Raw genomic sequence first — 12,708 nt, 5'->3', positions numbered from 1 at the left:
TCGCCGGCAGCGGCTCCGTGGCGGGCGACGACTCACCCGGCCTCCAGGGCATCGTGACGGAGGCACCACGACCGACCGGTCCGGTCCTGCTCCCCTCCCCCACTCCCTGACGCAGCAGGCGCCGGCGCGGGTGCCGGGACGGTGCGCTCCACGTCCACCGCGCGCCGGCCCCGGTCCGCGGATGCCGTCGACCCGATCCCCGAAGCGTCCGGGCGTGTTTCGTCCGTGAGAATTCTTTCGGCGATCGACCGCCGGGGCTTGCGCGGAGTGCCCCCGGATGGGTGGAGTTACCGGATGACCGATACGACGCGCACGACCGGCGAGAGCTCTCCGGACACCGGCAAGGGATCCCTCAAGAAGGTCATCACCGGCCCTCTGCTGTTCGCCTTCATCGTCGGCGACACCCTCGGCGCGGGCATCTACACCCTCGTGGGAACGATGGCGCAGGACGTGGGCGGCGTGATCTGGCTGCCGCTGCTGATCGCGTTGGTGATCGCCCTGCTGACCGCCGGCACCTACGCCGAGCTGATCACGAAGTACCCGCACGCCGGCGGCGCGGCCCGCTACGTCGACCGGGCGTTCGGCAAGCCGTACCTCTCGTTCCTCGTCGGCTTCCTGATGATGGCGTCGGGCATCACGACCGCCGCCGCCCTCGCGAACGCCTTCGCGGGCGACTACCTGGGCGCTCTGCTGGACGTGCCTCCCGTGCCCACGGCCCTCGTCTTCATCGCGATCCTCACCCTCGTGAACCTGCGCGGAGTGAAGGAGTCGCTGACCGCGAACCTCGTCGCCTCGGTCATCGAGGTCAGCGGCCTCGTGATCGTGATCGTCTGCGCGGCGATCTTCTTCGGCGCCGGCAACGGCGACTTCTCCCGGGTCCTGGAGTTCAACCCCGAGGTCGCTCCGCTGCAGGGCGCGTTCGCCGCCTCCATCGTCGCCTTCTTCTCCTTCCTCGGCTTCGAGGCCGCGGCGAACATGGCGGAGGAGGTGCGGAACCCCTCGAAGGTCTACCCGCGCGCGCTCTTCGCGGCGCTGTTCACGGCCGCCGTCGTCTACCTCCTGATCGCCCTCGGCGCGGTGATCGTGCTCCCGATCGACGAGCTCGCCGAGTCCACCGGACCCCTGCTCGACGTGGTCGCGGCCAGCGGAGTGGGAGTGCCGCCCTGGCTGTTCGGCCTGATCGCGCTCGTCGCGATCGCCAACGGCGCACTGCTCTTCATGGTGATGGCGAGCCGGGTCGGCTTCGGCCTGGCCACGGCGGGGCTCCTGCCGAGCGCCTTCGGACGCGTCCTGCCGAACCGCCGCACCCCGTGGGTGTCGATCATCGTCGTCGGCGGCGTGACGATGGTGCTGAGCGTCCTCGGCGACGTCGGCACGCTGTCCGAGACCACCGTGCTCCTGCTGCTCCTCGTCTTCATCTCGGCGAACGTCTCGGTGCTGGTGCTGAAGAAGGACCGCGTCGACCACCCGCACTTCTCGGTGCCGCGCGTGGTCCCGATCCTGGCGACGATCGCCAGCATCGTGCTGCTCACCCAGCAGACCGGAGTGGTGTGGCTCGGCACCGCGGGGTACGTCGTGGTCGGGTCGCTGCTGTTCCTCGCGACCCGCTTCGGGAAGAAGAAGCACGCCGACCAGGTGTCGGCGCGCGAGGACGCGGACCGCTCGTGACGGCCGCCGTTGGGCACTTTCTGCTGCTTTGAGGTCCTGAGAACCGCAGATAGTGTCCAACGGCGAGACTGCCGTGAGGCGATCCGTCGCGAACGGCGGTGCGTGCTCGGGACGAGCGGCCGTTCCTGACGGGTCAGTCGCGGACTACGTCCGGTAGTGGCGGATCGGTCGCGAATGGGCGCCGGGAGTGGCGGATCGGTCGCGTGAGGTGTCAGTCGAGACGGATCGGCCGCGCTCGGTGACGGTGTCGCCGGACCGGGCGCGCGCAGTGACGGGCGGGCCGGACCGGGCGCGCGCGGTGTCCGGTCCGTGACGGATCGGGCGACGGCGTGCGACCGTGGAGCGGTGACCGTCTCTCTCGCGCCGTTCCCTCCCTCCGATCTCGCCGGCTGGATGACCGCGCAGCGCGCGTCGTACGTCGACGACCGCCTCCGCGCGGGCGACGACGAGGCGGCGGCCGAGCGGAACGCGCAGGCCTCGCACGACCGCCTCTTCCCCGACGGCCGTCTCGCGCCCGGTCACGACGTGCTGCGGATCCTCGACGACGGGCTCCCTGTCGGCGTGATCTGGGTGGGGCCTCACCCGCAGGAGCTCGACGGCGTCGCCTGGATCTGGGACGTCGAGGTGGACGAGCCCTCCCGCGGCCACGGGCTCGGGCGGGCCGCGATGCTGCTGGCCGAGGAGCACGCGCTCGCGCTCGGCTACCGGGCGCTGGCCCTCAACGTCTTCGGCTTCAACACGACCGCCCGCGGGCTGTACGAGTCGCTGGGCTACGAGACGACGGCGGTGCAGATGCGGAAGGAGCTGGGGACACCCCAGTAGCGTGCGCAATGGTCTGCGAGTTGGGCGCCCAGGCCGGGCTCTTCGGGCGCGGGAGCCCTGCTCGCGGGTCCCCGCCGATCAGCTCCGCAACGAGTCGACGCGATCGGGGGCTCGAGCGGGCCGTGGGAGACGTTCCGCGTCCACCGGGCGGCCGGAACCGCAGCGAGCCGACCCGATCCGGGGCCTGCTCGTTCTTCGAGGACCGGTTCGTGACCACTCCGCTGAGTCCGGCTCGCGGACGACGAGCACCGCGCAGGTCGAATAGGTTGGCAGCCATGCCCGGTGACGACGTCCTCGATGCCCTCCGCTCGTTCGTCCAGGAGCGCGACTGGGCGCAGTTCCACACTCCGGAGAACCTCGCGAAGAGCATCAGCATCGAGTCGGGCGAGCTGCTCGAGTGCTTCCAGTGGGGTGACGGCGACCTTCCCTCGGCCGTCGAGGAGCTCGCGGACGTCCTCACCTACTGCCTCCTGCTCGCCGACCGGCTGGGAGTGGACGCGGACGGGATCGTCCTCGCCAAGCTCCGGAAGACCCGCGAGAAGTACCCCGTCGACAAGGCTCGCGGACGGAGCGGGAAGTATGACCGGCTTTAGCCTCGAGCGCCTGCCCTTCGACTCCGATCAGGTCCGCGCGTGGGGAGCAGCCGACCCGCGGCACCGCAACTGGCCCGTCGTGTACGTGCTGGACAGTGCGGCCGAGGTCTACGTCGGCGAGTCCCTGAACGCGGAGGGACGCCTCCGCCAGCATCTGGACTCCCCCGAGAAGAGCCGGCTCGAGCGGGTGCGGGTCGTCCTGGACGACACCTTCAACAAGTCCGCGTGCCTCGACCTCGAGTCCTTCCTCCTGCGGATGTTGTCGGGCGAGGGCAGGCTGCAGGTGCTGAATCACAACGCGGGCATCACCGACGCCGACTACTTCGACCGCGACTCCTACCGACGGACGTTCGACGAGGTGTTCGAGGTTCTGCGCACCGAGGAGCACCTCTTCCAGCGGACGCTCCCCGAGATCATCAACAGCGACCTCTTCAAGCTGTCGCCGTTCAAGGCGCTCAACCACGACCAGGCGATCGCCGTCGAGGACATCCTCGAGGGCCTCTTCGCCGACCTCGAATCGGGCGAGCGGAGCACCGTCGTCGTGCAGGGGGATCCCGGGACCGGCAAGACCGTCGTCGCGATCTACCTGATGAAGCTGCTCCAGGACATCCGCCGGCACGATCCGGAGGAGCCGCTGGACAGCGACTCCGTCTTCAGCGACTTCTTCACGCCGGGGCACAGAGAACTGCTGTCGACGCTCCGCATCGGACTGGTGGTTCCGCAGCAGTCGCTGCGGGGGTCGATCGCGCGGGTCTTCACTCTCACGCCGGGGCTGTCGAAGGATCTGGTGCTCACGCCTTTCGAGGTGGGGAAGAGCGCCGAGCCCTTCGACCTCCTCCTCGTCGACGAGGCTCACCGGTTGAGCCAGCGGGCGAATCAGCCCTCCGGCCCCCTGAACACGACGTTCGCCGACATCAACAGGACTCTGTTCGGTGAGGACGCGCTCGAGTACACGCAGCTCGACTGGATCCGGGCGCAGAGCAGGCACGTGATCCTGATGCTCGACACCGCTCAGACGGTCCGTCCGATGGATCTCCCGGCCGCGGTGACGCGGAGCCTCCTCGCGGAAGCCTCCGCGGACAGCCGGGTGTACCCGCTCCGCTCGCAGATGCGCATCGCCGCGGACAAGGACTACGTCGGGTACGTGCGTTCGGTGCTGTCCGACGATCCGTCCCCGCAGCGCGAGGACTTCGGCGGATACGACCTGCGCTTCTTCGACGACGTGCACGAGTTGCGCCGGGAGCTGCTGCTCCGCGAGCAGGAGCACGGCCTCGCCCGCCTCATCGCCGGGTACGCATGGAAGTGGATCACCAAGAAGCAGAAGGACGCGTTCGACATCGAGATCGACGGTCTGTCGCTGCGGTGGAATCAGACCCAGCGCGACTGGATCAACTCCCCCGGCGCGATCGACGAGGTTGGCTCGATCCACACCGTCCAGGGCTACGACCTGAACTACGCCGGCGTGATCATCGGACGCGACCTGCGCTTCGATCCGGTCGCGGAGCGGATCGTCTTCGACCGCTCGAACTACCACGACACGAAGGGCCGGGAGAACAACCCGAAGCTGGGCATCATCTACTCCGACGAGGATCTGCTGGCCTATGTCCGCAACATCTACACGGTGCTGCTGACGCGCGGGATCCGGGGCACGTACGTGTACGTGTGCGACGACGCGCTGAGGGAGCACCTGAGGCGCTACTTCTGAGTCGGGAGCGCATATCCGCCCGCCACGGCCTCGGCCGCGGTGCCGCGCTGCCGCAGCGCATTCAGCACTCCTCCTAGGTAGCCGGCGTGATCCGATCCGTCACGAAACGCCGTGCCTGTCCAGGCTGAGCTGCTGTTCGTGACGGATCGATCGCGACCGAGCACCGGAGGGTCCGGGGCGACCCCGCCCACGGGCGCGGAGGGCGTCGACGTCGCAGCCCTGCTCGGCCTGCGCCGCCCAGTCCGCGATCTGCTGGTCGGTCACGGGTCGGCCATCGATCGATTCTCGGTCGCTCATGGCGACTATCGTGCGGCGGAAAGCGCCGGAGGGGTCAGATCGGCGCAGAACGGGGCCGGGAGAACATCGTCCGGATTGGTCGCACCTGCCGCACGGCGGTCTGCGAGTCACAGGGAGAGCACCCTCGACGCTGGGGCGGCTGACACGCTGTCTGGTCGGGTGCCGCTCCTGCGAGTGGACGCATTCCGGGCCCTGAGCGGGCCGGAGGGACCTTTCCACGTCCAGTGGGCGGCCGCGGCCGCAGTGACTCGTCGCCATCCGGGGCCTGCGCTTCCCTCGCTGGCCGGTTCGCGACCACTGGCTGCGCGACACGGTCCGCTTTTCGCGTTACCGCGTCGTCCGAGAACTTCCGCACTTCTCGCGGCCGCCCGACCCGGCACCATCATCGGGCACCGGGCCGGGCGACCTGCCACCGGAGCTCAGCTCGTCGAGGGCACCGCGGTCGGGTCCGACTGGTTCGCCCCCTGAGCGGCCGCGCCGACTCCGCGGCCGAATGCCTGACCCTGGAGGATCGCCCCCAGGTCGACGCCCGTCGCCGACTTGACGCTGTCGAAGGTCGCGGCGAGGCTCGCCGCCTGCTCGCGGGCGATGTGCGTGCCGGCGGTGTCGCCGCCGATCAGCGTGATGGTGCCGACGTTCTGGTAGCCCTTGGCGAACTCGGACATGAGCGACGGCAGCTGCCCGATGAGCTCGCGACCCAGGATCGCCTCCTGGTTCTCGCGGAGCGCCTCCGCCTCGGCCGCGATGGCCGCCGCGCTCGCCTCGCCCTTCGCGCGGATGGCCTCCGCCTCGGCGGTCGCGTTCGCACGCAGGGCCTCGGCCTCGGCGCCGGCCTTGGCCCGCAGAGCGTGCGCCTCGGCCTCGGCGCGTGCGCTCACGGCTGCGGCTTCAGCCGCGGCGGACGCCTGGCGGGCCTCCGCCTGGCGCTGAACGGCGTACGCCTCGGCGTCGGACACCTGCTGCGCGACCTGGCGATCGGTCTCGGCCTTCTTGGCGCGCCCATAGGCGTCGGCGTCGGCCTCGGTCTGGCGGCGGTACTTCTCGGCGTCCGCGACGCGCTTGACGTCGGCGTCGAGCTCGGCCTGGCGGTTCTCAGCGCGCTGCACGAGGACGGCCTGCTCGCGCTCGGCGCGGGCCAGGTTCTCGGCCTGCTCGGCCTCGGCGTTCGCCCGGCCGACCTCGGACTTCGCCGCGGCGGTGTTCTTGTCGTAGGCGGTCTGCTCGATCAGGTTCGCCTCGTCGGTGGCGAGCTGGCGGGCCTTGACCTCGCGCGCCGCGTTGATCCGGGCGACGTCGGCCTCGCGACGGACGCGCTCGATCTCCTGGGCGCCGAGGGCCTCGATGTAGCCGTTGCGGTCGGTGACCCCCTGGATCGCGAACGAGTCGAGGACGAGGCCCTGCGCGAGCAGGTCGCCCTTGATGCCCTCGGCGATCTCGTCACCGAGCTTCTGCCGGTCCTGCATGACCTCCTCGACGCTCAGCTTCGCGACGACACCGCGGAGCGCGCCCTCCAGCTGCTCGGTCGTGAAGACGTCGATCGACTGGTCCTGCGACGCGAAGCGCTCGGCCGCGGCGCGTACCTGGTCGGCCGTGGATCCGATCTTCACGAGCGCGACGCCGGCGAGGTGGATCGTCACCCCGTTCTTGGTCTGCGCGACCGGCTCCATCTTGATCTGCCGCGACCGCAGCGAGATGCGGTCCGAGCGCTGGGTCAGCTTGTTGACGAACGCGCCGCCGCCGGTGATGACGGTCATGTTGGACGTGAGCCCGTCATCCCCCTTCTGCTTCTTGCCGACGATCACGATGGCCTCGTCGGCCTGGGGCACCTGGTACCAGGCGCGGAAGATGAAGAAGCCGATGATGGCCAGCAGCAGCAGGGCGCCGGCGACGACCCCCGCGATGACGATCCAGAGCAGGTCGGATTGCATGGACGAGATTCCCCCTTCTCGGGACACGCCGGAGACGTGTCTCTGAGCGATGTACGGCTTCATCGTGGCATGCCCCGGCCCGAGGCGGAGCGGAGGGCGGCGGGGATCGGCGCGGTGCGACCGCGACTCGGCGGCGTCGGCCGGGGGGACGTGCCGCAGACGCCTGTCCCGTCGCGCACTGCACGCGGACGAGGGCGCCCGAGGCTGCGAGGCACCGCAGACGTCGCTGCCGAAGGACCGCGCTTCGTCGACGCGGAAGGAGTCGCAGGAGCAGTGCGGCGAGCAGGAGCAGCGCGGCCAGCGGGAGCACCGCGGCCAGGGTGAGGGCGACGGCGCTGGACCTCCGACTCCGCTCAGCCCGCACGGCGTCAGCGTCATCGCGCGGTGCAGAAGCCGGGCGGAGTGGACGGATCGCGTTCCGTGTGCCCCGACCGGCGCATCCGGACCGCTGCGAGTCGTCGCGGATCGGGCGTCGAACCAATCGTCGAGGCCGTTCCGCGTCCGCTGGCGGGGGAAGGCGGGCGCCTACAGGGGCCCGATCAGTCCGAAGGGCCCGGTTCGCGTCGAGTGCGCTCCATCGCCGACCGCGGCCGTTCCGAAGCGGACGCGGAACAGCGGCGGGAGCGCGGATCCGGCGCGCTCCCCGAGCCGAAACGGCTGACTGGGAAAGGCTGTGCGCCGATGCTCACGCCGAAGCGGAGCAGAACTGCTGGGGTACCTGGACTCGAACCAAGAACAACTGAACCAGAATCAGCCGTGTTGCCAATTACACCATACCCCAATGGCCATCCACAGGTGAGGGAGGAGGCCAGGCGGCGACCGGAAGAACTTCCGGCGCCGAGGAAGAACACTACCCTACGGGCGCACGCCGCTCAAATCGACGCCGGCCTCGTGGATCGCGTGGGCCTCCGATTCGGGTGCGGCCTCGCCCAGACGGGCGCGCACGAGGTCGCGGTTGACGGCCGAGGCGACCTGCGCTCCGGAGCCGGCGGCCACGATCAGCTGCTGCGGGCCGGGGGCGGTGACCTCGCCGGCGGCGTAGAGGCCGGGGACCGAGGTGCGCCCTCCTGCGTCGACGAGGAGGAACCCGTCGCGATCGGTCTCGGGGCCGGCGGCCTCGAGGTACTCGAGGACGGGGACCCAGATCGGGCGGACGAAGGCACCGGTGCGCGGGATCACGTCGCCGTCCTCCAGCAGCACGCCGGTCATCTGGGCGCGCTCGCCCGCGAGGTCGGCGACCGGGCGGCGCTCGACGCGGATGCCGATCGAGCCGAGCAGCGACTCGTCGGCGTCGCTGACGACTCCGATGCCGTTGGTGAAGACGACCAGGTCGGTGGACCACTGCGAGAGCAGCATGGCGCGCTCGGCGAGATCGGACGTCTCGCCGATCAGGGCGAGGGGCTCCCCCGCCTTCTCGTAGCCGTCGCACTCCATGCAGCTGTGCACCGCGGTGCCGTAGTAGGCGCGGAGGCTGGGCAGGCGGGGCAGCTTCTCGCTGAGGCCCGCGGCGACGACCACGGCGGTGGCGACGACGGCGCGGTCCGCGGCGCCGCGCACGCCGCGCGCGGAGACGAGGAACTCGCCTCCGGAGCGCTCGACCGAGGTCACCAGGGCGTTGTGCACCTCGGCGGCCTCGTAGCTCTCGACCTCTTCGCGGCCGAGGCGGCGGAGCTCGAGCGGAGAGACTCCGTCGCGCGTCAGGAAGCCGTGCGAGTGCAGCGTCGCGGCGTTCCGCGGACGGTTGCTGTCGAGCAGCAGCACGCTGCGGCGGGCGCGCGCCAGATTCAGCGCGGCCGACAGACCGGCCGGGCCCGCGCCGATCACGACGATGTCGTAGTGCCCTCCCACCGCATCGGCCATGCTCAGGCCGGTCCGGAGGAGGCGGAGGTGCGGTCGGCGAGGCGCGAGAGGCGCGCGAGCGACTCAGCCTTGCCGAGGATCTCCATCGACTCGAACAGCGGGGGCGAGACGCGGCGACCCGAGATCGCGGTGCGCAGCGGTCCGTAGGCGATGCGAGGCTTGAGCCCGAGGCCTTCGATCAGGGCCGAGGCGAGCGCGGCCTGGATCGAGGCGGTCAGCCACTCCCCCTCGGGCACCGCGGACAGCGCGGCGGTCGAGGCGGCGAGCACGTCGCCGGCGTTCGCGGGGAGGCCCTTGAGCGCGTCCTCGTCGTACGTCAGCGCGTCGGCCGTGGTGAAGAGGAAGCCCAGCATGCCCGGCGCCTCGCCGAGCAGTCCGATGCGCTCCTGGATGAGCGGGGCGGCGGCGTCGAGCACGGCGCGCTGCGCGGGAGTCGGCTCGCCGTCGAGCACGCCCGCCGCGATCAGGTACGGCACGGTGCGCTCGGTGAAGTCGTCGACCGCGAGCAGGCGGATGTGGTCGCCGTTGATCGACTCGGCCTTCTTGAGGTCGAAGCGCGCGGGGTTGGGGTTCACGTCGGCGACGTCGAACGCAGCGATCATCTCGTCGATCGAGAAGACGTCGCGGTCGTGGGTGAGCGACCAGCCGAGCAGGGCCAGGTAGTTGACCAGGCCCTCGGGGATGAAGCCGCGGTCGCGGTGGTGGAAGAGGTTCGAGGACGGGTCGCGCTTCGAGAGCTTCTTGTTGCCCTCGCCCATCACGTACGGGAGGTGGCCGAAGCGCGGCACGAAGGTGGTCACTCCGATGTCGATCAGCGCGTGGTACAGCGCGATCTGGCGGGCCGTGGAGGGCAGGATGTCCTCGCCGCGGAGCACGTGCGTGATCTGCATGATCGCGTCGTCGACCGGGTTCACCAGCGTGTAGAGCGGCTGGCCGTTGGGGCGCACGACGACGAAGTCGCTGAAGGAGCCGGCCGGGAAGGTGATCTCGCCGCGGACCAGGTCGTCGAAGGAGAGGTCGGCGTCGGGGACCCGCAGACGCAGCGCGGGGCTGCGACCCTCGGCGCGGAACGCCGCGCGCTGCTCCTCGGTGAGACCGCGGTCGAAGTTGTCGTAGCCGTGCTGCTTGGCGCGGCCCGCGGCCTCGTTGCGGGCGTCGATCTCCTCGGCGGTGGAGTAGCTCTCGTAGAGGTGGCCCGAGGCCAGCAGGCGCTGGATCACGTCGAGGTAGACGTCGGTGCGCTCGGACTGGCGGTACGGACCGTGCGGCCCGCCCACTCCGACGCCCTCGTCCCAGTCGAGCTTCAGCCAGCGCAGCGCGTCGACGATCTGCTCGTAGCTCTCCTCGCTGTCGCGGGCCGCGTCGGTGTCCTCGATGCGGAAGACGAACGTGCCCCCCGTGTGCCGCGCGTACGCCCAGTTGAACAGGGCGGTGCGGATGAGGCCGACGTGCGGCGTCCCGGTCGGGGACGGGCAGAAGCGGACGCGCACGTCGCTCCCGGTCGCGGTCGTGAACGGGTGCGCCGCTGCGGCGCGATCGGAGGGCGGGGTGAGCTCAGACATACGCCCGCGATTCTAGCCGCGGCGAGCGCAGTGCCGTCGGGCTGGACAAGGGGCGTCCCGGAGGTGCGCACTCCGTCCTGACGCCGGTTCCGAGGCCCGCCGGCCCCGAGCACGGACGGGATGGTCCGCGGATCGGCCGGATGACCGCGCTCCCACGCCCTTTATCGCGAAGCAGTGCTCCGCGTCAACGGACTCGCCTTCTCCGAGGAGCAGTGGTGCTCTGTGCAGAGCGCTTCTCCGGGGCCGCTCGATGAGGAGCGCACCGCATCCGCCATGCCCCGGACCTCGCACGAGCACGCCCGGAAAGGGGATTCGGATGAGCACGACCGATCTCGACGTCGCCACGTCTCGCGCCACCGCGATGGATCCGGCCCGCGAGGAGAAGGACGCTCGCACGCTCTCGCTCTTCCGCGAGGCCGCCGACGCCGACGGCGCAGAGGGCGACCGCATCCGCGAGCGCATCGTGCTGGACCACCTGGGCCTGGCCGAGGCGATGGCCCGGCGCGTCTCCCGCGGCGGCGGGGCCGGCGGCGACTGGGCGGACCTCCGCCAGGTCGCGTACGTCGGGCTCGTCAAGGCCGCCCGCCGCTTCGCTCCGGAGCGCGGCGACAGCTTCGCCGCCTTCGCGGTGCCCACGATCACCGGCGAGCTCAAGCGCCACCTCCGCGACCTCGGCTGGATGGTGCGGCCGCCGCGCAGCGTGCAGGAGCTGCACCGCCGCTCCGGCCTCGTCGCCGACGAGCTGTCCCAGGAGCTCGGACGCCACCCGTCCGATCACGAGATCGCCCTGCGGCTCGGAGTCGACGCCGCGGAGGTCGCCGACGCGCGCTCGGCGAGCCACCCGCTCTCGCTGGACGAGACCGTCGGCACGGGCGACGGCGGGGTGCGGCTCGGCGAGACCCTCGGCGGCGACGACGAGAACCTCGCGGCCATCGACCGCCGCCACGGGCTCGCGTCCGCCCTCGCGGAGCTCGAGGACGCCCAGCGCGAGCTCCTGCGCATGCGCTTCGTCGAGGAGATGACCCAGCAGCAGATCGCCGACGCGCTCGGGACGACGCAGATGCAGGTCTCGCGCCTGCAGCGCCGGATCCTCGCGCACCTCGCCGACCGGCTGGGCGCCCCCTCGCGCCAGCATCAGCCGCGCTCGTCCCGCGCCCGGGTCGCCACCGTCACGCCCGTCCGGCAGGCGCCGCGCCTGCGGTCCGCCTGAGGTGGGCCTCGGCACGCGAGGGCAGCGAGGCGAGGGCGTCCAGGACGTCCTCGGTCTGCACGGCCAGCAGCGCCGGGTCCGGCTCGGTGGAGAACACGTCGCCCTTGCGGAGCGACGCGTCGGTGAGCACGATGTGCGGGCCGCTCACGGGCGGGCCCCAGGCCTCGGGCGGCGCCGGTCCGAAGATCACGACCGACGGGATGCCGTACGCCGACGCCAGGTGCGCGGCTCCGGTGTCGACGGTGACCAGGGTCTCGGCGGCCGCCACCACGGCGGCGAACTCGACCAGGTCGACCTCCCCGGCCAGCACCTCCCCGGTGCCGGCGAGCTCGGCGACGCGGCGGGCGCGATCGGCCTCGTTCGCTCCTCCGGTGTAGACGACGCGGTGCCCCTGGCCGGCGAGCGACCGGGCGACCGCGGCGAAGCGCTCCTCGGGCCACTCGCGCGAGCCGTAGAAGGCGCCGATGTGCACGACGGCGGCGCCGCCTACCCGGGGTGCGACCTCGGGGACCGCGATGGCGACGTCCTCGGGGTCGGCGTCCAGTCCGATCGAGTTCACCAGGCGGGCCCAGCGGGCGCGCTCGAGCTCGCCGTCGATCCAGAGCGGGCGCGGGTCGTCGTGGCCCGCGTCGGGATCGAGCGCCGGCACGCGGAACTCGAGCGTGCGCTCGGGCTCGATCTCGGCGAGGCGCAGGCGCGACTCCGGGCCGTTCCCGTGCAGGTTGACGCCGAGCTCGACGCGGCCGGCTGCCATCGGCAGCGGGTCGTCGAGACCGTGCAGGGTGGGCACCAGGGCGTCCAGCCCGTCGATCAGGTCGACGATCGGCTCGAGCCAGGGCGTGGTGGCGAGGATCAGGCGGTGCTCGGGGAAGCCGCGGCGCAGCGCCTTGAGGGCCGGCACCGCCACCAGGATGTCGCCGAGTTTGAGCGCGCGGAGCGCGAGGACCTCCGGGGTGCCGTCCGGTTCGGTGAGAGCGCGCACGGCGCCTCCTTCCTGTCGGACGTCCCGTACCCCGTCCCCGGACGCTCAGACGCGCGGGCCCCGATCCCGACGCGCCCGAGG

The 12,708-nt window shown here is 71.4% G+C and carries 9 protein-coding genes and 1 tRNA gene; 5 read left to right on the top strand and 5 right to left on the bottom strand.

What is annotated here, in order from left to right:
- Positions 1–294 precede the first annotated feature (294 nt).
- From IOC53_RS08675 to IOC53_RS08660, 4 genes are all read left to right on the top strand, one after another.
- Positions 295–1,668: an APC family permease gene (locus tag IOC53_RS08675; protein WP_207404756.1), complete on the top strand. Its 1,374-nt coding sequence runs from the start codon at positions 295–297 to the stop codon at positions 1,666–1,668.
- A 345-nt stretch (positions 1,669–2,013) separates the two neighbouring features.
- Positions 2,014–2,490, top strand: coding sequence for a GNAT family N-acetyltransferase (locus IOC53_RS08670; RefSeq protein ID WP_307786124.1), 477 nt, complete (start codon positions 2,014–2,016; stop codon positions 2,488–2,490).
- A gap of 275 nt (positions 2,491–2,765) precedes the next feature.
- The gene (locus tag IOC53_RS08665) at positions 2,766–3,083 is read left to right on the top strand and encodes a nucleotide pyrophosphohydrolase (RefSeq protein ID WP_207404754.1); all 318 of its coding nucleotides are present in this window, start codon (positions 2,766–2,768) and stop codon (positions 3,081–3,083) included.
- The gene (locus tag IOC53_RS08660; protein ID WP_207404751.1) at positions 3,070–4,788 is read left to right on the top strand and encodes a DUF2075 domain-containing protein; all 1,719 of its coding nucleotides are present in this window, start codon (positions 3,070–3,072) and stop codon (positions 4,786–4,788) included. The genes IOC53_RS08665 and IOC53_RS08660 overlap by 14 nt, the downstream gene beginning before the upstream one ends.
- 716 nt (positions 4,789–5,504) lie before the next feature.
- Here IOC53_RS08660 and IOC53_RS08655 read toward each other — a convergent pair.
- The 4 genes from IOC53_RS08655 to gltX all read right to left on the bottom strand — a co-directional run bounded on the left by IOC53_RS08655 (position 5,505) and on the right by gltX (position 10,435).
- The gene (locus IOC53_RS08655) at positions 5,505–7,013 is read right to left on the bottom strand and encodes an SPFH domain-containing protein (RefSeq protein ID WP_207404749.1); all 1,509 of its coding nucleotides are present in this window, start codon (positions 7,011–7,013) and stop codon (positions 5,505–5,507) included.
- 709 nt (positions 7,014–7,722) lie between these two features.
- A tRNA-Gln gene (locus IOC53_RS08650) sits at positions 7,723–7,794 on the bottom strand.
- Between the two features lie 74 nt (positions 7,795–7,868).
- Positions 7,869–8,873, bottom strand: a complete 1,005-nt coding sequence (locus tag IOC53_RS08645; protein ID WP_207404747.1) for an NAD(P)/FAD-dependent oxidoreductase — start codon at positions 8,871–8,873, stop codon at positions 7,869–7,871.
- Positions 8,874–8,875: 2 nt separating this feature from the next.
- Entirely contained in the window at positions 8,876–10,435 is a 1,560-nt protein-coding gene (gene gltX / locus IOC53_RS08640) for a glutamate--tRNA ligase (RefSeq protein WP_207404745.1), read from the bottom strand.
- Positions 10,436–10,751: 316 nt separating this feature from the next.
- Here gltX and IOC53_RS08635 point away from each other — a divergent pair, with 316 nt between their 5' ends.
- Positions 10,752–11,645, top strand: a complete 894-nt coding sequence (locus tag IOC53_RS08635; RefSeq protein WP_207404743.1) for a sigma-70 family RNA polymerase sigma factor — start codon at positions 10,752–10,754, stop codon at positions 11,643–11,645.
- Here IOC53_RS08635 and IOC53_RS08630 read toward each other — a convergent pair.
- Positions 11,605–12,627 carry a glycosyltransferase family 9 protein gene (locus IOC53_RS08630; protein WP_207404741.1) on the bottom strand — a complete coding sequence of 341 codons (1,023 nt, stop codon included), beginning with the start codon at positions 12,625–12,627 and terminating at the stop codon, positions 11,605–11,607. The genes IOC53_RS08635 and IOC53_RS08630 overlap by 41 nt on opposite strands.
- Between the last annotated feature and the right edge of the window lie 81 nt (positions 12,628–12,708).

The organism is Rathayibacter sp. SD072 (genome assembly GCF_017355185.1).
In the GTDB taxonomy this organism is placed as follows: Bacteria; Actinomycetota; Actinomycetes; order Actinomycetales; family Microbacteriaceae; genus Rathayibacter.
The sequence above is the reverse complement of the archived record's forward strand: the minus strand, read 5'-3'. Positions and strand labels throughout refer to the sequence as shown.

What these genes read in the sequence shown, in the direction of transcription:
- IOC53_RS08675 (WP_207404756.1), top strand. Translation starts at nt 295, where the DNA reads ATGACCGATACGACGCGCACGACCGGCGAGAGCTCTCCGGACACCGGC.
- IOC53_RS08665 (WP_207404754.1), top strand. Translation starts at nt 2,766, where the DNA reads ATGCCCGGTGACGACGTCCTCGATGCCCTCCGCTCGTTCGTCCAGGAG.
- IOC53_RS08660 (WP_207404751.1), top strand. Translation starts at nt 3,070, where the DNA reads ATGACCGGCTTTAGCCTCGAGCGCCTGCCCTTCGACTCCGATCAGGTC.
- IOC53_RS08655 (WP_207404749.1), bottom strand. Translation starts at nt 7,013, where the DNA reads ATGCAATCCGACCTGCTCTGGATCGTCATCGCGGGGGTCGTCGCCGGC.
- IOC53_RS08645 (WP_207404747.1), bottom strand. Translation starts at nt 8,873, where the DNA reads ATGGCCGATGCGGTGGGAGGGCACTACGACATCGTCGTGATCGGCGCG.
- gltX (WP_207404745.1), bottom strand. Translation starts at nt 10,435, where the DNA reads ATGTCTGAGCTCACCCCGCCCTCCGATCGCGCCGCAGCGGCGCACCCG.
- IOC53_RS08635 (WP_207404743.1), top strand. Translation starts at nt 10,752, where the DNA reads ATGAGCACGACCGATCTCGACGTCGCCACGTCTCGCGCCACCGCGATG.